The sequence below is a fragment of the Streptosporangium sp. NPDC000509 genome, from assembly GCF_042898365.1.
GTDB lineage: Bacteria > Actinomycetota > Actinomycetes > Streptosporangiales > Streptosporangiaceae > Streptosporangium.
The window spans coordinates 1-19,948 of record NZ_JBIAYX010000033.1; the positions used below are offsets into that span (position 1 = coordinate 1).

At 69.0% G+C, this 19,948-nt stretch carries 16 protein-coding genes; 8 read left to right on the forward strand and 8 right to left on the reverse strand.

The window, feature by feature from the left end; genetic code table 11:
• Positions 1-348 precede the first annotated feature (348 nt).
• The 5 genes from ACFY3D_RS38275 to ACFY3D_RS38295 all read left to right on the forward strand — a co-directional run bounded on the left by ACFY3D_RS38275 (position 349) and on the right by ACFY3D_RS38295 (position 5,291).
• Entirely contained in the window at positions 349-999 is a 651-nt protein-coding gene (locus ACFY3D_RS38275) for a DedA family protein (RefSeq protein WP_389989241.1), read from the forward strand.
• A gap of 334 nt (positions 1,000-1,333) precedes the next feature.
• Complete coding sequence (locus tag ACFY3D_RS38280) at positions 1,334-2,152, forward strand: DMT family transporter (protein WP_389989243.1); 819 nt, start codon at positions 1,334-1,336, stop codon at positions 2,150-2,152.
• 22 nt (positions 2,153-2,174) lie between these two features.
• The gene (locus tag ACFY3D_RS38285; protein ID WP_389989245.1) at positions 2,175-3,395 is read left to right on the forward strand and encodes a glycosyltransferase; all 1,221 of its coding nucleotides are present in this window, start codon (positions 2,175-2,177) and stop codon (positions 3,393-3,395) included.
• Positions 3,396-3,513: 118 nt separating this feature from the next.
• Entirely contained in the window at positions 3,514-4,236 is a 723-nt protein-coding gene (locus ACFY3D_RS38290) for a DUF998 domain-containing protein (protein WP_389989247.1), read from the forward strand.
• Positions 4,237-4,358: 122 nt separating this feature from the next.
• A complete protein-coding gene (locus tag ACFY3D_RS38295; protein ID WP_389989249.1) occupies positions 4,359-5,291 on the forward strand; it encodes an acyl-ACP desaturase in 933 nt (310 codons plus the stop codon).
• Positions 5,292-5,336: 45 nt separating this feature from the next.
• On the opposite strand, the gene ACFY3D_RS38300 is transcribed toward ACFY3D_RS38295, so the two are convergent.
• The 3 genes from ACFY3D_RS38300 to ACFY3D_RS38310 all read right to left on the reverse strand — a co-directional run bounded on the left by ACFY3D_RS38300 (position 5,337) and on the right by ACFY3D_RS38310 (position 8,393).
• Entirely contained in the window at positions 5,337-5,936 is a 600-nt protein-coding gene (locus ACFY3D_RS38300) for a dihydrofolate reductase family protein (RefSeq protein ID WP_389989251.1), read from the reverse strand.
• Between the two features lie 192 nt (positions 5,937-6,128).
• Positions 6,129-7,346, reverse strand: coding sequence for an MFS transporter (locus tag ACFY3D_RS38305; protein WP_389989252.1), 1,218 nt, complete (start codon positions 7,344-7,346; stop codon positions 6,129-6,131).
• A 201-nt stretch (positions 7,347-7,547) separates the two neighbouring features.
• Positions 7,548-8,393 (reverse strand): helix-turn-helix transcriptional regulator, encoded by an 846-nt coding sequence (locus tag ACFY3D_RS38310; protein WP_389989254.1) that lies wholly within the window; start codon positions 8,391-8,393, stop codon positions 7,548-7,550.
• Positions 8,394-8,526: 133 nt separating this feature from the next.
• On the opposite strand from ACFY3D_RS38310, the gene ACFY3D_RS38315 reads away from it, so the two are divergent.
• Positions 8,527-8,793, forward strand: coding sequence for an Atu4866 domain-containing protein (locus ACFY3D_RS38315; RefSeq protein ID WP_389989256.1), 267 nt, complete (start codon positions 8,527-8,529; stop codon positions 8,791-8,793).
• The gene (locus ACFY3D_RS38320; RefSeq protein WP_389989258.1) at positions 8,790-9,524 is read left to right on the forward strand and encodes an SDR family oxidoreductase; all 735 of its coding nucleotides are present in this window, start codon (positions 8,790-8,792) and stop codon (positions 9,522-9,524) included. Before ACFY3D_RS38315 ends, ACFY3D_RS38320 begins: the two co-directional genes overlap by 4 nt.
• A gap of 357 nt (positions 9,525-9,881) precedes the next feature.
• Here the strand turns inward: ACFY3D_RS38320 and ACFY3D_RS38325 are convergent, their stop codons facing one another.
• On the reverse strand, positions 9,882-11,117 hold the full coding sequence (locus ACFY3D_RS38325) for an MFS transporter (protein WP_389989260.1): 1,236 nt from the start codon (positions 11,115-11,117) through the stop codon (positions 9,882-9,884).
• 54 nt (positions 11,118-11,171) lie between these two features.
• Here ACFY3D_RS38325 and ACFY3D_RS38330 point away from each other — a divergent pair, with 54 nt between their 5' ends.
• Positions 11,172-12,383, forward strand: coding sequence for a LacI family DNA-binding transcriptional regulator (locus ACFY3D_RS38330; RefSeq protein WP_389989262.1), 1,212 nt, complete (start codon positions 11,172-11,174; stop codon positions 12,381-12,383).
• A 109-nt stretch (positions 12,384-12,492) separates the two neighbouring features.
• On the opposite strand, the gene ACFY3D_RS38335 is transcribed toward ACFY3D_RS38330, so the two are convergent.
• The 4 genes from ACFY3D_RS38335 to ACFY3D_RS38350 form a co-directional block, all read right to left on the reverse strand.
• Complete coding sequence (locus tag ACFY3D_RS38335; protein WP_389989264.1) at positions 12,493-13,110, reverse strand: hypothetical protein; 618 nt, start codon at positions 13,108-13,110, stop codon at positions 12,493-12,495.
• Between the two features lie 407 nt (positions 13,111-13,517).
• On the reverse strand, positions 13,518-14,600 hold the full coding sequence (locus ACFY3D_RS38340) for a glycosyltransferase (protein ID WP_389989266.1): 1,083 nt from the start codon (positions 14,598-14,600) through the stop codon (positions 13,518-13,520).
• A gap of 201 nt (positions 14,601-14,801) precedes the next feature.
• The gene (locus tag ACFY3D_RS38345) at positions 14,802-18,878 is read right to left on the reverse strand and encodes an NB-ARC domain-containing protein (RefSeq protein ID WP_389989268.1); all 4,077 of its coding nucleotides are present in this window, start codon (positions 18,876-18,878) and stop codon (positions 14,802-14,804) included.
• Positions 18,875-19,933, reverse strand: coding sequence for a hypothetical protein (locus tag ACFY3D_RS38350; protein WP_389989270.1), 1,059 nt, complete (start codon positions 19,931-19,933; stop codon positions 18,875-18,877). Before ACFY3D_RS38350 ends, ACFY3D_RS38345 begins: the two co-directional genes overlap by 4 nt.
• Positions 19,934-19,948: the final 15 nt, after the last annotated feature.

Here is a 19,948-nt window from a genome sequence, read left to right on the forward strand (position 1 = left end):
GCCTCAAAACCCACAGCCCCTACGACCAAGCAACCGCCTGGTCACATCGATCAAACGACCTCGCTGCTTGACAACAAACGTCCAGGGATGTCTGAGCCCTCTTCCCGAGGGGCGCCGTGAGCCGGTGGGGACGCGACCGACCCTGTGCGATGTGACCGGCTCTGTCCGGTTTCCAAGGTCGTCTTCCCGAGGGCTTTCCCGGACGGTTTCTCAGGGGTGGGGAGACAGGACCCTGGTGCTCTTCAGGGACGTGTCATGAGGAACACCGGGGTGCTCCCCGATGTCCGGAAAGTACCGGGCCGTCAGCCTGCTGGGTGAGACATCCGCGACCCCCGGCTGGAGCCCGACGTGACACAGGCCATCCTCGACGCCCTGCACGATGTGATGACATCTCCCTGGATCTACCTGGCGCTGTTCGCGCTGGCGATGCTCGACGGGTTCTTTCCCGTGGTCCCGGCGGAGACGTCCGTCATCACCGCCGGGGTGTTCGCCGCCGCCACCGGGGCTCCCGACCTGCTCCTGGTGATCGTGGTGGCCGCGCTGGGCGCGTTCGTGGGCGACCACGTCTCGTACGCCATCGGGCGTACCACCAACGACCGGCTGCGCAACGGCAGGCGCAGCCGCCGGGCGTTCGCCTGGGCGGAGAGTGCGCTGGCCGAGCGGGGCGGGCTCGTCCTCGTGGTGGCCCGCTACATCCCCGGCGGCCGGACCGCCTGCACGCTGACCATGGGCGCGGTCGCCTATCCCCGGCGCTCGTTCGCCCTCTTCGACGCCCTCGCCGCGGTGAGCTGGGCGATCTACTCGGGACTGATCGGCTACGTGGGCGGCGCGGCCTTCGAGAACGACCCGATCAAGGGTCTGCTCCTCGGTCTCGGCATCGCCCTGACGATCACCGTCGTGGTCGAGACCGTCCGCCACCTCCGCCACCGCCGTACCGCGCCGCGCGTGGAGAGCGCGCCGGTCACCTCAGGTGAGCGACGCGGTGGCGCGACCGCCTGACGCGGAGGCGTCCGGACACGAGGACGCCGTCGGCGACGTCGACCTCGGTCTCGGGTCCTCGGCCTCAGGTTCGGGTTCGGGTTCGGGTTCGGGTTCGGGTTCGGGGTGAGGGAGGCGTTCCCCGCCTGGTCGAGCCCGCTCAGGAGCGGCCCGCGAGGCGAAGGCCCCGACGCGAATCTCGGGGAATCCCCTGCGAAGTCAGGGAGAACCCCTATGGCTCCGCTGCCCGCCCGCGCGGGACGCTTCGACTGTTCACCACAAGCCCCTGAACGGACGCCTCCACGAGGTGATCCGGTCATCTCGCCATGGCTTCATCTGCTTGGGAGGAGTGCGCATGACTGTGCTGGCGGTCGGCCTGGCGTTGCTGGGATCCCTGTTCTTCGCACTCGGTGCCGCGCTGCAGCAGTTCGAGGCGGCGGGCACGCCCCACGCCGGCCTCGGCCGTCTCGTCCGGCGCCCCCGATGGCTGCTCGGCGGCCTGGCCATCGCGGGCGGCACGGCCCTGCACATCGTCGCGCTGAAATACGGCCCGCTCACGCTGGTGCAGCCGCTGGGCGTGGCCAGCCTCCTGTTCGCCCTGCCCTGCGCCGCGGCCCTGCGACACCGCAGGCCACGGCCCGGCGAGCTGGCCTCGGCCGCGGTGATCGCCGTCGGGCTGATCGGCCTGGTGATGGTCGTGCCCGAGCACGCGGGCAAACCCCACCTCAGCACCGGGGAGGCGGTGGCCCTGCTCGCGGGGGCGGCCGCCGCCGCCCTGATGCTGTGGGCCCTCGCCAGGCGGGTCTCCCCCGCCGCGCGGGCCTGCCTGCTCGCCGTGGGGGCGGGCGTGCTGTACGGCGCGACCGCCACGCTCACCCGCGTCCTGGTCGACGGCGACTGGGAGTTCTGGTTCCTGCTCGCCGTCCCGATGCCCGCCCTGATCGCGCTGGTACTGCTCCAGCGCGCCTACGCCGTCGGCCACTTCGGCGTGGCGTTCGCCGCCCTGCAGGTGGCCGACCCCCTCACCGCCGTCGCCTTCGGTGCCCTCCTGCTCGGCGAACCCCTGCCGACGGGTGCGGCGAGCGCGCTCACCGCACTGGTGGCCGCCGCCCTCGTCGCGGGCGGAACCGTCGCGCTGGCCCGTACCACCCCGATGTCCCCCCACATGACGTGACAGCACGACGAACGGAGCCTTGATGGCCATGTCAGCCACCACCCTGCAGCCCTCGGTAGCGGGTCCCGCCCTCCTGCCCACCCGGCCCCGCCGGGTGCTGATCGGGGCCGACACCTACCCGCCGGACGTGAACGGTGCCGCCTACTTCGCCCACCGGCTCGCCCAGGGACTGGCCGAGCGGGGGAACGAGGTCCACGTGGTGTGCGCCTCGGACGAGGGACCGGCCAGGACCGATCACCTGGACGGGGTGACCGTGCACCGGCTGCGCTCGGCGCCGGTGCTGGTCCACCCGACCATGCGGGTCACGGTGCCGACCCGGCTGGACCGGCTGATCGACAGGATCGCCCCCGACGTCGTCCACGTGCAGGCGCACTTCGTCGTCGGCCGCGCGGCCATCTCCGCCTCCCGGCGCGCGGGCGTCCCCGTCGTGGCGACCAACCACTTCATGCCGGACAACCTCTTCCAGTTCGCGCACATCCCCGGCCGCCTCCGCGACGGGGCGGGAGCGCTGGCCTGGAGGGACTTCAACCGCGTCTACTCCAGGGCCGACCGCGTCACCACGCCCACCCGGATCGCGGCCGGGCTGCTCACGGCCAAGGGTTTCGGCCCGCCGGTGGAGCCCATCTCCTGCGGCATCGACCTGGCGAGGTTCCAGCCGCGCCCCGAGCCGAAGGCGTGGTCCCGCGGGGCCTTCGGCCTGCCCGACCGGGACACGATCGTGTTCGTCGGCCGGCTGGACGAGGAGAAGCGGCTGGACGAGCTCATCCGCGCCCTGCCGCACGTGCTCAACAACGTCGACGCGCAGATCGCGCTGGCGGGCACCGGAGGGCAGCGGGCCGCGCTCGCCAGGCTCGCCGACCGGATCGGGGTCGGGGACCGGGTGTCCTTCCTCGGGTTCGTACCCGACGAGACGCTGCCCCAGGTGTACGCCGCTGGCGACGTCTTCGCCATGCCGGGCGTCGCGGAACTGCAGAGCATCGCCACCCTGGAGGCGATGGCCAGTGGCCTGCCGGTCGTCGCCGCGGACGCGATGGCCCTGCCGCACCTGGTACGGCCCGGCGAGAACGGCCACCTGTTCCAGCCCGGCGACGTCCAGGAGCTGGCCAGGCACCTGACCGCCCTGCTCGTCTCGTCCCGGGAGCGGGCCACGATGGGCGCCGCGAGCCGTTCCATCGCGCTGACCCACGACCACCAGGCATCCCTCGCCCGGTTCGAGAGGATCTACCAGGAGGTGGCGCGATGAGGTCCGGGGCGATCGCGCTCGGAGACGGTCCGCGGGGAGACGCCGCGACGAACTCCACGTCCGGATTTCAGGAAGGCCGCGTGACGGACTCCGAGACGACCGGCCGGGGGGTGCGGCGGTGAACGAGCGCCCGCCGTCCGCCTGGCCGGGGGTGGCCGGGCCGCTGGTCGCTCTGGCGGCGATGGGCTACGCGCACCTGGTCGCGGCGGACACGGTGAACCCGATGGGTGGCCTGATCAGTGACTACGCGCTGCGTGACGGCAGCGCCTGGGCGATGGTGGTCGGCACGATCGCCCTGGCCATGGGCTGTCTGTGGGTCGCGTACCTGCTCGTCCGGGTGGAGCCGGTGCGTGGCGCGGCGGCGCGGGCGCTGTTCGTCGCCTCGGCGCTGGGACTCCTGCTCACCGCCGCGTTCCCCACCGACGCGGCGCCCGGCGTCGTCTCGGTCGCCGGGGAGATCCACCGCTGGTCGGCGGCCGTGGTCCTCACCGCGCTGCCCTGCGCGGGCTGGATGCTCGGCCGCCGGTCGGGGAACGGCCCCCTGGCGGCGGTCTCCGTCTTCTCGACGGGGCTGCTCGTCTGGTTCCTCGCCGCCCACCCGGGCTCGCTCGTCTCGGAGCTGATCGAGGGCGCCGACCACTACGGCCTGGCGCAACGCCTGCTGGTGCTCTCCCAGATGACGCTGATCCTGATGGCCGCCCTCTGGGCGGGTCACCGCGACGACGCGTCCGCTCACCGGCCGGCCGTACGGGCGCGTGACCTGGCGATTCCCGCCCAGCCCGGCCCTGGCGACAGCCCTGACGACACCCGTCATCCTCGCCAGCCGATCGGTCTCGGCTGACGTCGAAGCGGCTCCCTTGAATCGCTCATGGTCGAGTAAACGAGACATGTGGCACGTACCGATTGCGGCCTTACCTACGCTAACGTAGGTTACGGTTCCGTAGTCTTCGAGGGAGAAACCTGATGCGAGAGTTCAGTGAGACCGAGTTGCTGCTCGAACTTGAGCCTGTCGTCGCGGGGGAGCTGGACCGGCACCACAAGGTGGCCAAGGAGTGGTTCCCGCACGAGTACGTTCCCTGGTCGGAGGGGCGCAACTACGACGGCCTCTACGGCGGGGACGCCTGGGTCGAGACCGACACCAAGATCCCCGAGGAAGCCCGCATCTCCCTCATCGTCAACCTGCTGACCGAGGACAACCTCCCCAGCTACCACCATGAGATCGCCACCACCCTGGGCCGCGACGCGGCGTGGGGCACCTGGGTGCACCGCTGGACCGCCGAGGAGGGCCGCCACGGCACCGCGATCCGCGACTACCTCACGGTCACCCGCGCGGTCGACCCGGTCGCGCTGGAGCGCGCCCGGATGGTGCACATGAGCGAGGGCTTCACCAACTCCTACGAGGGCGTGCTCGCCTCGGTGGCGTACGTCTCCTTCCAGGAGCTGGCCACCCGCATCTCGCACCGCAACACCGGCAAGGCCTCCGAGGACCCGAACTGCGAGCGGCTGCTCGCCAGGATCGCCGCCGACGAGAACCTGCACATGCTCTTCTACCGCAACCTGCTCAACGCGGCCTTCCAGCTCACCCCCGACCAGACCATGCGCGCGGTGACCGACGTCGTCACCACCTTCCAGATGCCGGGGACCGGCATCGAGGGCTTCACCCGCAAGGCCATGACCATCGCCAACGCCGGCATCTACGACCTGCGCCTGCACATCGACGACGTCCTGCAGCCGGTCCTGCGCCAGTGGGACGTGGCCAACATGAAGGGCCTCGGCGCCGAGGGTGAGAAGGCCCGCGAGGAGCTCTACGACTTCCTCGCCCGGCTGGAGACCACCGCCTCCCGCTTCGTCGAGCGCCGCGAGGCCCGCCGCGCCCGCCAGGCCGCCGACGCCTGATCCCCCGCCCGGTCGGCATATCCCTCCGGCATCGGCCACCGTCGCTCAGTCGCCAGGGACGGTCTCGGCCGCGGACTTCTTCGCCGTCCCGGTGGGCCGGTACCGCACGTTCACGACCGACGTGGGGTCGCCGTCGCCCACACGGTGAAGGCGTACCGGCTCACCGCCGGGGTTGTCGTACAGCCGGATGCCCTCGCCGAGCAGGACCGGCGCGATGTGCAGGTCGATCTCGTCGATCAGGCCGAGTTCGAGGAGCTGACGGCCGATGGTCGGCGAGAGCACCTCAAGGTTCTTGCCGCCGGCCGCCGCCAGCCCGATCCGGACCACCTCGGCCAGGTCGCAGCTCAGGAACGTGACCCCGTCGGCGGGCTCGGCGTCCTCGGGGTGGTGGGTGAGCACGAAGGTCGCCCCTTTCCAGGCGCCGCCATAGGTGTTGCCCGCGTCCGGGAAGGCGTCCCAGCCGTCTCGCCCTCCCAGCACGGCGCCCGTGGTCTCGACATACTCCTCGACCAGGTCAGGACGGAACGAGATCCCGGTCATCATCCAGTCCATCTCGTGGTTCGGCCCCGCCACGAATCCGTCCAGGGACATCGTGAAGTGCCAGAGCACCTTCCCGCCCGCGGTCTGCGGCTCGGTGTCGCCCATTCTTCGCCTCCCGCATCTGCTTGCGATCTGCAATCGGTAGGCGAACGCTAGGCCAAACCGGTAGCAGATTGCAACCACTTCGGAGGCGGGGTTCGAGTCGACACGTTCGGGTCGTGCGATCGATGTCGCGGCCGAGGCGACTGCGCGTACTCCCTCAGGCTTCCTCAGGCTCAAGCCCGCTCTCCGGCCGGTTCAGGCCGCCGCGACCAGCTCGCGGACCGGGGAGCGGTCGGCCGTCGGCCGCAGGCTGCGCAGGAAGACCAGCACGAGCAGGGCGGCCAGACCGGTCGTGACCGGGGGGACGAGGAAGGCGAACGTCGCGCCGAAGCGGTCCACGAGCTGGCCCGCGACGGCCGCCCCCGCCGCGATGCCCATACCCACGGAGCCGTTGAGCCAGGTGAACGCCTCGGTCCTCACCTCGGCGGGCACGAGACCCTCGACCAGGGTGTAGCCGGTGATGATGGCCGGAGCGATGACGAACCCGGCCACGGCGGCTCCGGCGTACAGCGGCGGCAGCGATCCGGCGAACGTCAGGGCGACGGTGGCCGCGGAGAGCAGCCCGAGGGCGGCGGCCAGCCTGGCCGGGGTGCCGATCCGCCAGCGGACCACGCCGTAGAGGAGGCCGCCCACGAAACTCGCGCCGGAGAAGCACGCGTACACCGGCCCCGCGGCACCGGCCTGGCCGAGCGCCGCGGTGTAGGAGGTGACGCCCACCTGGAGGCTGCCGAAGACGGCGCCGAGGGCGACGAAGGCCCCCGCGAGCACGGCCACCCCGCGCAGCCGCAGCACCCCGCGCCGGGAACGGACCCGGACCGGCATCGGCTCCGGGGCTCCGCCGCGCACCCCCGCGAACACGAGCGTCCCCACCACGACCATGACCAGCGACCCCGACAACGCCCACACCGGAGAGAACCCGGTCGAGATCGCGACGAGCAGCACCGGGGCGAGGGTGAAGGTCAGCTCGTCGGTGATGGATTCGAGGGCGAAGGCGGTGTCCAGCCTGCCCGACCTGCCGAGCACGTACGCCCAGCGGGCGCGGACCATCGAGCCGACCTGCGGCATCGTCGCCCCGGCCAGCGCAGAGACGACCACCAGCGAGACCGCCGAAGCGTGCGCCGAGGCGAGCACCAGCAGCGCGCCCAGCGCGACCGCGTGCACGACGACCTGCGGGATCAGCACCCTCGCCTGACCGTACCTGTCGGCGAGCCGCCCGGTCCGCGGGCCGACCAGCGCGGGCGCCACCGCGGCCACCGCGGCGGCCACCCCGGCCACGCCGTAGGAGCCGGTGGACCAGTGCACGAGCAGCAGCACGCCGAGCTGGAGCATCGCGTTCGGCAGGCGCGCGGCGAAGGCGGGGAGGAGGAACCGCCAGGCTCCGGGCGTACTGAGCACGGCGAGGTACGACTTCAACAGATCTCCGTCCAACATCCAGACGGAGGCTCCGCCCGGCTCGGGAGCCCACCGGGGGTGGTGGGCTTCGACCGGGGTGATACCGCTCTCGCGGCCGCCGAGCGGTCAGTGCGTGCGCCCCTGTAGAACGCGACAATCATTCACCTTATGCCACGAACCGCCGTCTTTCGAAGCCGGCCTCTCTCCGGCCGGGGTCGCGGGTCAGTCGGCCGAACGGCCCAGGGGCTGTCGCCGGGAGGCGCCGATGCTGCCGAGCAGGGTGAGTGCCTGGGCGCTGGGACCACCGGGTTCTGCGTGGTAGATGATCAGTTGCTGGCCGGGCGCGTCGCGCACGTCGAAGGCCTGGTAGGTAAGCACCAGAGGACCGACGTCCGGGTGCATGAGATGTTTCGCGTCCCGGGTCTTGCCCCGCACGTCGTGCGCGCTCCACAGGGCCGCGAACTCGCCGCTCCGCTCGGTCAGGGTCCGTACGAGCTCGCGAAGCCGGGGATCCTCGGGATCGAAGCCGGCCGCCTGCCTCAGGTTGGCCACGGTGGCCTGGGCGGTCCAGTTCCAGCGGGTGTAGAAGTGCCGCCCGGCGGGGTCGAGGAAGGCCATCCGTGCCAGGTTGTCGGCGGGCTCGAAGGGCGAGAACAGGGCGTCGGCCAGCGCGTTGGCGGCGAGGATGTCCAGGGTGCGGTTGATGACGAACGCGGGAGTGTTCGGGTAGCCGTCCATCAGCTGGCGCAGTGCGGGACCGACCGTGTCCGGGATCCGGCCCGGCCGCTCGTCCGGCACGGCGCCCGCCAGCCGGTACAGGTGCGCGCGGGCGTCGGCGTCCAGGTGCAGGGCACGGCTGAGCGCGTCGAGCACCTGGGGGGAGGGGCGGCGTTCGCGCCCCTGTTCCAGGCGGGTGTAGTAGTCGGCGTTCATACCGGCCAGAACGGCGACCTCCTCGCGCCGCAGTCCGGCGACCCTGCGGACCCCGTAGGTCGCCATGCCGACGTCTTCCGGCCGCAGGCCCGAACGGCGTGCGCGCAGAAAGTCTCCCAGCTCGTTGTTGGCCATATCCACAGGCTAGGCGGCCGGACGGCGGCCTGCCCGGGTGTGTCGCACCCAGGCGGCGAGCGTCCTGGTTGGCGGCCCGCACCCGGCCCAGACTCGGTGACGAAGGACAGATCACCACGTACGGGAGAAGAGCATGACGAGAACCACCGATGACGGGAAGGTGGACGTGGTCGGCATGTGGGTGACCGCGGACGGCCACATCCGCCAGGAACTACGAGCGGACGGCCGGTACGACGAGGCACGCGGCGGTCGGCGCAGCGCGTACACCGGCCGGTACACGGTGACCGGCAGCCACCTGGACTACGTCGACGACACCGGGTTCACCGCCACGGGTGACATCCGCGACGGCGTGCTCTATCACGAGCACCTCGTGCTGTACCGGGAGAAGGAGCGGGCATGAGGGCATCGGCCAAGGTCATCACGGTCACCGGGGCGAGCAGCGGGATCGGCGAGGCGACCGCGCTCCGCCTGGCCGCCGACGGCCATCACCTCCTCCTCGGCGCGCGGCGTACGGACCGGCTGGAACAGTTGACAGCGAAGATCACCAGCGACGGCGGCAGCGCCTCGTTCCGGCGGCTGGACGTCACCGACGCCGCCGACGTGCGAGCCTTCGTGTCCACCGCGCGGGAGCGGTACGGGCGGCTGGACGTGATGGTCAACAACGCCGGCGTGATGCCGCTGTCACCACTCGCGGAACTGAGGGTCGACGAGTGGGACCGGATGATCGACGTGAACGTCCGCGGGGTACTGCACGGCATCGCCGCCGCCCTGCCGGTCATGCGGGAGCAGGGCGGCGGGCACTTCGTGAACATCGCCTCCGTCGGCGCCTACGAGGTGTCGCCGACCGCCGCGGTGTACTGCGCCACCAAGTTCGCGGTGCGCGCGATCTCCGAGGGGCTGCGCCAGGAGTCCGCGGGCGACATCCGGGTGAGCGTCGTCTCCCCCGGCGTCACCGAATCCGAGCTCGCCGACTCCATCTCGGACCCGGTGGCCCGCGAGGCGATGAAGACCTACCGGTCGGTGGCCATCCCGGCCGAGGCGATCGCGGACGCCATCGCCTTCGCGATCAGCCGACCCGCCGAGGTCGACGTCAACGAGATCGTGATACGCCCGGCCGCCGGCGCCCAGTGACGGCGTCACGCCGGAGCCTGATCCGGAAACGGGCGACCGGGCTCCGGCGGACGGGCGACCGGACGGGATGGGGTGCACGAGAGCAGTGGGGCAGAACCTCCGAACGCCATCCGGCCACCTCGAAATCTCGGCAGATCGAAAGGCAGGCGCCCGGCAGATTGAAAACCACCCCTTCGGCAGATCGAAAGCATCCGGTTCGGCAGATTGAAAGGCAACCCTTCGGCAGATTGAAAGGCAACCCTTCGGCAGATTGAAAGTGACGACCGGCAGTAAACGATCTTTTCCATCGAGCGCTCGCGTACCAGGAAAACCTCGTACGCGGGCCGCGAGGGCGAATCGGCAGGGGTCAGACGGGCGTCATGGGGTTCGACCGCTGATCTTCTCCGCATGGTGAAGATCAGCGCGCTCCCATGGGGAGCCGGTGGGGACGGCCGTTCGCAGTGCGGGCCAGGACAGGGCCGCGAGGGCGACGGCGAGGGCGGCGACGGCCACCATCGCCCCTGACAGGCCGGTCGTCTCGGCCCAGCGCCCGACGTAGACGGGACCGGCGAGGAAGCCGAGGTAGGCCACGGTGGCCACCACGGATGTCGCCCTCCCCCTGGCGGCCTCGCCGACCTGGGCCGCGACGACACCCATCAGCGTGGGGAAGAGCACCGCCGTACCGGCCGCGGCCAGGGCAAGCCCGAGCAGGACCACGGGGACGGACCGCGCGCCGGACACCAGCAGGGTCCCGGCCGCGGCCGTCACCGCGCCGGAGATCAGCACGACCGTGACATACCGGGAGCCGAGCGCGCCGGCGGCGAAGCGGGTGAGGGCGACGACGGCGGCGAAGACCGCTGGACCGGCCGAGGCGAGCGCGGGACCGGCGTCGGCCACGTCGGCGAGGTAGACCGCGCCCCAGCTCTGGTGGGCGTTCTCCACCGCGAAGGCGAGCGCGCCCAGGCCACCGACCACGAGCAACGGGAACAGGCGCACGACGTGCCGCCCCCGGGCGGCCCCCGCCGCGCCCGGGACGACATCCTCGGCGATCGAGACGGTTCGCCGGTCGGCCGCGACGGCGAGTGCCGCACCGGCCGAGGCCGCCGCGACCAGCAGGAACGGTACGACGACCGGCACTCCCAGGCCGCCGAGCAGCAGCCCTGCGGAGAGGCTGCCGACCACCACCATCGCGGAGAAGGTGCCGTGCGCGCGGGTGATGACCGGCCTGCCCGACGCCCGCTCCGCCGAGGCCGCCGCCGCGTTGATCGCGACGTCGGCCGCCCCCGAAGAAGCCCCGAGCAGCGCCAGCCCCGCCGACAGGCTCCAGAAGTCGCGGCCCGCCACGGCCACCAGTGTCCCCACCGCGCCGAGCGTGACCAGCAGGAACGCGGCCACCCGGAGCCCCCAGCGGTCGACCGCCCTCCCGGTGACGAGCATCGCGGGCAGCGCTCCCGCCCCCACGAACAGCAGCGCCGTACCCAACTGCCCGTCGCCGAGCTCGGCCTGGGCGCGGATCGCGGGCACCGAGGCACCCCACACCCCCCAGAAAGCACCGAACGCGGCGAACCCCATATAAGCGGTACGCGCCCGAACTCCTCCCTTTCCGCCTGCCATATGTGTAACGATACACAAATCATCTGTGTATCGATACACAGATACCCTCGGACCATGAGCGGACGGACGACACGACGCAGGGTGACCATGGCCGAGGTCGCCCGCGCGGCAGGCGTGTCGGTGATGACCGTCTCGTACGCCTACGGCCAACCGGGCCGGGTCTCCGACGAGGCGCGGGCCAAGGTCCGCGAGGCCGCCGAACGCCTCGGCTACCCCGGCCCGCACCCCGGCGCGCGCTCACTGCGCAGCGGCAGGACCGGCAACCTGGGCGTCGTCCTCGGCGAGCACCTCACCTACGCCTTCGACGACCCGCAGGCCACCCGTTTCCTGTCCGGCGTCGCCCAGGTCTGCGCCGACCACGGCATGGCGCTCACGCTCGTACCCGTCACGGGAAGCCCTTCCGACGTCGACCGGGTCACCGAGGCCGCCGTCGACGCCTTCGTGGTCTGGACGACCGCCGACGACGACCCCGTCATCGACGCCATCACCGCCACCGGCCTACCCGCCGTGGTCCACGGCGGCCCGCGCCGCGACGGCCTCTCCTTCGTCGCCGCCGACGACCGCGCCGCAGCGGCGGCCGTGGGCCGCGAGGTCTTCGCGGGGGCACGTCACCCGGGAGTGCTGTGCTTTCCCCTCGACCGCGCGAGGGTCTCCCGCGTCGCCTTCGGCGTCCCCGGCAGTCGTGTGCTTCCAGGAGCGAACGACGCTCCCGGGAGCGCGCCTCCCCAAAACACCCGCACCGCTTCAGGAACCGCCGACAGCACCCCGGGCATCACCGACGCCGACTCCCGAACCACCTCGGCCGACGCGCCTGCGGGCATCGACCCCGACACCTCGACCTTCCGGGTCACCCGCCAACGTCTGCGCGGCTACCGCGACGCCTGGGCGGAGACCGGCTGCGACTGGTCACAGGTCCGTGTCGCGGTCTGCTCCACCAACAGCGCACGGGAGGCCGAGACACTCGCGGCCGAGTTGCTCACCGGTCCGAACGCCTGCGACGCGATCGCCGCGATGAGCGACGAACTGGCCCTCGGCGTCCTGCGCGCCGCCGCCCACCTGGGCCTCACCGTTCCCGGCGACCTCACCCTCAGCGGCTGGGACGACTCCGACGCCGCCGCCCCTGCCGGGCTCACCACGATCGCCCAGTCCCTACGCGACCAGGGTGCCCGCTGCGCCCGCACCGCCCTCGGCCACCTCACCTCGGCCGACCGGGACACCGACGTCGCCTGGCACCTGATCAGCCGCGAATCCACCCGGAGGCATTAAAACGAACTTTTCTCCTCGCGTAGCCCAGGAAACATGGCTTCTCTGTAGAAATGGTAAGCAGGCAGCGTGTAAGCAGGCCAGTTTTCTTATTTCCCAGCATCCTCCCGAATCACGGGAACTTCAAAACGTCTCGCCAATTGAGGTATTCTTCGATCGCGGCGACACCCACGTCCGCGCATCCGATGATGACGTCGTCCGTCACAACTGTACGTTCGAAACACGAGTCGACCAGGTCGATCACTTGTTTGATGCTCGGCAGTGTGCTTCGGACGAACGGCACCTTGAGCGATCCGAGAAACATCTGCGCGTCGTCGACAATGACTGCGGAGGATTCCAGCAAGGCAGCTGGGCACGACTTGATCGCCAGGAGTTCATCGATGACGGGGCACAGGTTGTCCGGACGGTAGTCCGCCCGGGGAGACACGGGGAACCAGTGGGCGTCCAGTACGAATAGCGTGGGCTGCTCCATGCCCGCCGCGTAGGAACGTAACGCTCTACTGGACTCCCCTTCGATGAAATGAACCTTGGTGAGATCCGCATAGGTGTCCACGCAGAAATTGAACAGCCCTTGGTCCGCTTCCACAGTCCAGACGTTTTCCATCATCGCGGCCAATTGGAGGGCGCCGAAACCGAAATGTGTACCGGTCTCGTAGGCCGCGGTAATGCCTTGGGCGCGGATCAGCCCGGCAGCAAGAGGCGTGTGGAGCCCCCAGAAAACATCACCCATCGGCGTTCCCTTCTTGCGATGCGATCGGGAATATGTTAGGGCTGCGTGGATGGCTCGGTTTCTCTTTTACTTGCACCAGATGCCTAGACGTCCACCCCCGAAGGAAAGCCTCTCCCCGAGCGAGATGGGCTGGGGGCAGCTTTCCCTCGAAAAGTTCGCAGAGAGTAATCGGCATCTTCTCAGTCTAACGCGGTTCCAGCCAATGTCAAAGAATTCCGTGTATGAACCTTCCTCCGAGTCCCTCCCGACTACATCGGGAACACCGACCTGCACGGATGACATTGTCGGAACCCGCACGGTCCGGCGTCAGGCAAGCCACCCAACTCATTCCCGCCAGCACACGGACGGCAGTTACACAACGTCATTCGTTATGCGGAACGGCTCGGTGAGTTTCGACACCCGTAGGGTTATCCGTCGATTCCGAGGATGTCCTCAATCACGTTCATCAGTCGTGAATTAACCGCTGCGGCATCGTGGAGGCGTGCTTGCTTGGATAGTGTCCGGCCAACCAGGCGTGCTGCTTCTGGATTCGTAATGAAATGGATAAGACGGTGCTCGAGTTCGTCGATTGAGCCGTATAGGACATCTTCATTGTTCGCACATATTTCCGGATAGCTTCCCCTGTGGGGCAGCAGGCAGCAATTTTCTGTGTACATCGCCTCGAGAGTCGCTATCCCAAGGCTTTCGTGTGCCGCCGTCGACACCTGGATATCCGACATCCAGAGTGCACGGAAATAGTTGGGCAACGGCATGTCCCCGCCCAGCAGCACCCGTTCACCAAACTGCTTGCGCAAGGCCCTGATCTCAGCAAACCCTGTGGCATTATTTGTCGCGGCCCGGGTGATGAGTACGTTGACGTCGAACTCTGCCATAACCCGCTTGATCATGCTGATGAACTGCAGTGGGTTCTTCGCAGGAACGAGGGCATGGTTGAAAACCACGGTGGTCCGCGAATACTTCTCATAGGTTCGGCAGTCATCAATAAATCCGGTGTCGATCGGGATGCCCGTGACGACGGACCGCGCGGCTACCGAGCGTGCGATCCCATGATTCAGGCTGCCAACGTTGTCCAGTATTGTTGTTTTGATGAAATCCGAGCCGAACAGGATTCGGTCGAGTGCCATCAGGTTGGCCAGATCCAGCATCTCCAGTTGCGGGTAGAGATTTCGACGGAAAGAGTCCGACGGGTCCCAGTGGCTGCCGTGGGTGTATCCGATCATCGGCACCTGTATTCCCAGTTCAATCATGATACGGCGGATCTCTGTGGGAAAAGCGCTGAAGGAATGAAAAACGAATATCAGGTCTGGTCGTCGCTCGGCGATGTCCGCTGCGATTCGTTCGTAGCCGCGCAGCACCCAGCGCAGGCGGGCGCTCCGCGAGCCGTCATCGAATGGCTCAAGCTCGGCCAGTGGGCGGATAAGCTCGAAGCCGCTCTTACTAAGAGAACTACGGATGACACTGCTCGCCGTAATCCCATAGCCGATCGACATACTCGACGGCACATCACCGGATCGATTTTTAGGGAGAGTGTAGCAATCCACGTAAAGCAAACGTCGCACAGCTTCCCTCTCTAAGTAGAGTTCGGGGTGGGCTTCTCCACCAAGGCAACGTGATCGTGGCCTCGGCGGATGCGACCCTTGAAGATCAAGTTGGCTTATGACACCCGGAACACGGAGTAGCGCCGAACCTTATTAGGTCAGGGGGCCTCGCAGGTGCAGGACGTGGACCGCGCCGGTTGCTTCACCGCATACCAACGCCCCGCCGACGGAGACGCTAGTGATGGCGCTGTCGCCGTCGAAACCGGTGATCCGGGCCCCGGTGCCGATGTCGAAAAGGACCAGGCTCTCCGCTGAAGTGCCAATGATGTGACGGTCGTCGGCCGTGGCGGTGAGCGCGCGTACCGGGCCGCTGCCGGTCATCAGGGTGGACAGACGTTCGCCATCCGCCGACCGCCAGACCAGGATGGAGCCGTCTCCACCGCCGGACACGAGGCGGTCGCCGAGCACGTGGACCGTGTTTAGCAGGGACGTGTGAGCGTGACGTTCCCAGATGAGTCGACCGGATCGCACATCCCACATGGTGAGCATCCCGTCGATGCATCCGCTGACCACGCGCTCGGCGTCAGGGGTGAAAGCGAGGGTCAGGATAGGGCCGCCCTTGCCACGGAAGTCACGCAGGTGCTCGCCCGTCTCGCCGTCCCAGACGGTCACCGTGCCGAGCGCTCCGCCGGCGGCCACCAGACGGCCACCCGGCGAGGCGCGTAGTTGCTCGACTGATTCACCGAAGGGCAGCACACAATGGTTCGCTCCGGTGTCCAGATCCCACATGTTCAGGGTGCCCTGCGTCGTACCGGCGACGATATGACGGTCACCGGCGGTGAGGACGACCGAGGTGACGGGAGCGTCAGCGGGCAATTCCCGCTTCCGCACCCCCGTGGCGACCCGCCAAACCGCGACCGAGCCGTCGTATGATCCAGAGGCGACGAAGCTTCCATCCTCGGTCACGGCCAGGCCGGTGACCGGCCCGACGTGCCAGCTCAGCACGTTGCGCTCAGCTCCGGTCGCGATGTCCCACAACCGGAGGGATCCGTCATCCGACGCGGAGACGGCCGTCTCGGAGTCGATCACGGAGACGACGCTGACCCAGCCGCTGTGACCGCTGACGGACCTTCCCGCGGCGAGTGCCTTGAGATCCCACACCCTCAGCATGCTGTCGCTGGCGCCGGAGATCGCGTGGAGGCCGTCGGGAGTGAGCGCGGCGCTGACGATCCAGCCTCCGTGACCGCGCATCGTGGCGGTCGGGGTGCCAGTGTCGATGTCCCACAACCGCAGAATCGCATCGTCCCCGCCCGACAAGATGTGTCTTTCGTCGGGCGCCACCGCCAACTGCTCGACCCAGCCAACGTGCCCGTGCATGACCCGGAGCGCTGCACCAGTGCCGAGATCCCACACTGTGAGCGGGCCGACCGTGGAGGAGGTGATGGCACGGTTTCCGTCAGAGGTGACCACGATCTCCCACACGCGGCCGGTGGCGGAAGAATCGAGGACGTGGGCGAGAGAGCCGTCCGCCAGGTTCCAGACATGGATGCGGCCGCTGTCACCTGCGAAGAGAGCGTGCCTGGCGGTGAGGGCCATGGCGAACGACTGCACCTGGCGTTCGCCGCTGTCGAGGCAGAGGATCTGGTTGCCGTCGCTCAGATCCCAGATGCGCAGGGTCCCGTCACTGGACTTCGAGGCGAGCACGCGGCCGTCGGCACTCGGCACGATCTTGACGACGGCGGCCTCGTGGCCGCGCAGAACGAGTTGTTCAGCGCCAGCCGTCAAGTCCCACACCCGGATCGTTCCGTCGGCGGACGCCGATGCGATGCGCGGTCCGCCGCCGGGGATGACCACGACGGACCACACGGTGCCCTGGTGACCACGCAGGACATGGCGTTCTGTTCCGCTCTCGATGTCCCACACCCGGACGGTGGCATCGTTCGAGCCCGAGATCACGAACTGGTCGTCGGGGGTGATCGCGACCGACCACACGCCGCTCTCGTGGCCGCGCAGGGTGTGCAGTTCAGCTCCGCTGCCGAGGTCCCACACCCGAACCGTGCCGTCGGCCGCACCGGAGATAGCACGCTGGGCGTCGTGGGAGGAGGCCAGGCCAGGGGCGAAGCTCGTGTGCCCGACCAGGCTGCGCAGCAGCGGGCCGCCTGGCTCCGCGAGGCTGGCACCTGCCGGGCACAGCCAGCTTTCGCCACGCCATTCCCGCGCTGCGGCGACCAGTCGCTGAACCGGTTCCGACGCCTGATCTGCCAGTCGGCCGACGAGCTGGGCCCGGAGCTGTTCCGGATTTTTGGCCAGGACGTGGGCGGCCATCCGCAGCGCGTCCCGGACGGTGCGTACTGCGGCTTCTGACTGATCGGTCAGCTCGAAGTCGGCTAGCAGCGCCGTCACGTCGGTCGCGGCCAGCTTCTCGGTCAGCCATCGCAGGTCGAGCAGTAAATTGCGCACCTCGTTCAGGTATCCCGCAGCGGCGAGGTGATGGACCAGGTTCTCGAAGTAGTAGCCGTCGTTTGGCCCGCTCGGCCAGTCCCGCCTGATGCCGCTCCCGTACGCGTCGACGAGGCGCCGGTGCAGGCCTTCCGGCCTTGGGGTGTGGTGGCGGACGTAGTCCATCTGCAGATCATGCAGAACCAGCCGGCCATCCGCATCCCACTGACCGAGTGAACGGTCGACGAATGTGTCCAGCAGATCCTGGGTATCGAGGTCGTCGAGTCCGGCAGGTCCCCACAACATCTCAACGGCGCCACACGTCGCGCGCCGGTCCTGGAAGATGGAGAGTTCGTAGTATCGCTCCCGCTGGTCGGGTTCGAGCGCGTCGACACTGGCGCTGAGCGCACGCAGCAGTGTGGGGTAAGGATAGTTGGCGAACGACTGGCGGATCTTTCCGAGGTCGGAGCCGCGCAGCCGGCGCAGCACGCCGGACCAGCGATCGGGACGTCCGCCCACCATTGCCCCGGCCATGGCCAGTGCGAGCGGCAGATCGCCGCACTCGGATGCGAGTTCGGCGGCATGTTTGGTAAGTCCTTCCATCGGCTGGCCCGCCCACTCGGCGAGCAGGGCGACGGCCTGTTCGCGGTCCAGGACGCCGAGGTCATGGCGAGTCGCGCCGACGGCGCGTGCCAACCGGGCGTCCCTGGTGGTGATCAGCAGGCGGCCGTCGTCACCGAGAATGTCAAACGAGCCCAGATGCGCCACATCCCACACGTTGTCCAGCACCACGAGGCAGCGAAGGTCGGCCAGCACTTTCGTCAGGGCTGCCTTCCCTTGCTGGGCGTCGACGAACGCGGCGTCTAGCATGCCGAACGCGCCAGCCAACTGCGCCTGGCGTTCGGGTATCGATGGGGCAGGGCCCAGCTCGATCCAGACGACACCGTCGGGAAACGCACGCCGGACGGCGGGTTCGCGGCTGATCGCCGCTGCCAGTACGGACTTGCCCGCGCCGCCCATGCCCACTATCGCCACCTGGCGCCCGTCGGTCGGTAGGTCCGAGCGCAGCGAGTCCGCCACCAGTCCGAGCTCACGGGTACGGGCGACAAAATGCGGGGGCAGCGACGGCACACCGGAAAGCACCCCGGCAGGATCTTCGTGTGCCTCAACATGAGCCGCCAGTCCGGGCACTCCTGCGACGAGCAGCGCGGCCGGGAGCATGAAGCCGATCTTGCGACTCTCGTGGACGTCTCGCGCGACGATCATCCCGATGACTGCGTCGAGTTGCTCGTCGTAGACCGCACCGCCGCTGAAGCCACCTTCGACGGCGGCCCCAGGTGTCTTCACGTCCTCCAATTGGATCCACCCGGTGGACTGCGGGCCGCGGACGAGGCCGGTCGCCCACAGGCCTCCCGGATGACCATCGGGGAAGCCGTACGTCCGGAATCCGTGCCCCCACACCTCGGACGTGTCCACCAGGCGAACCGGACGCGCGGGAGATTCGTCGGCCAGCTCCAGCAACGCGATGTCGTCCGCTCCTTCGGTACCGACTGGCGCCCAGCCGACGACGGTAGCCTCAAAAAGGCGGGCACTCCCGCTGAGCGGAAAGCGGACCAGCACTGGATACTCCGGTCTGGCCGGGTCGATGGGATCCGCCCCGATGGCGACGTTGACTACGTGCGCACACGTCAGCACCTGCCGTTCGGTCACGAGGAAACCGGCTCCGATCGGCTCACCGTCGGTTCCCAGGATCGCGACCGCCGCGCCGAACCACTGCGACCGCTCGGTCATCGCACGTTCCATCTGTCGGCGGCGTCCTCCCAGTAGCCATGGCAGAGTCGGCCGTCGGCACTGCGGAAGTAGAGATCGAGGCGTCCGGGCCTCGTCGAGGTAACCGCCGGTCGGCCCGACGCCGCCGTGTGACCGTCGTCGAGCACTCGCCAGCGGGTGTCGGAGCCGCCGTCCTCTGTCAACTCCACGTCCACCCAGCCGACGGTGCCGGTATCGGGGCCGATCGCTGCGAAGCCGTCGATCCGGCGGGAACGCATGGACACCACGGCGAGGTCGGATGACACGATCGGGTCCTCAAGCAGTCGGTCGCGGGGATCCTGCTGCCATGTCATGGGCTCCACTTGCACCAACCGGTCGCCTTGCCGGGCGTAGCCGAGCAGTCGATTCTCCACTCGTCCCTCGCCGCGACACCACACGAGCACCGGGTCGTCGGTGCACGCCAACGAGTCCCCGTTGCACGCGACGGACTGCGGCCCTACAAGGAAACGGCCGCGGGCCGGTTGCCAGGTGGTGGACGTCCACTCGTGCGAACGCTGGTCGGGGACGTGGTACTGGCGGCGCAGCAGCCCATCGTCCGCCCCTCGTACCACGACCTGAGTTCCGTACAGGCTGGTCGTCACCGCGGCTGGGCGCCCGGCGATCGGACCGCCCATACCATCAGGGCCGTTCAAACCGAGGGGATGGTGATACCAGTGATGGTCCAGCAGGCCTGCGGTCGTCCTGGTGTAGAGATCGAACCGGCCCGTGCCCCAACTGACGACGGCGGGGTCCGCGCTGACACCGACTGACGCGACGGACGTCCACCCGCTCCACTCCCCGTCCCAGGCGTTGTGCCACAGGCTGTCTCGCGCGTCGCGCACGAACGCGTCCAGTCGGAACTGCCCCCAACTGCAGAGCACTGGATTGCCGACCAGATCGTCCGGCGCGTCTGGAATATTGGATTCTCGGTATTCGCTGCCGTTCAGCGTGAAGTGCCGGACCGATCCGTCGTCGCGGATGGTGAGGACGTCGTTGCGATCCGGTCCCATGGAAACCGCTGCGGGGTCCGAGGTCATCTTCCGCCCGAGCGT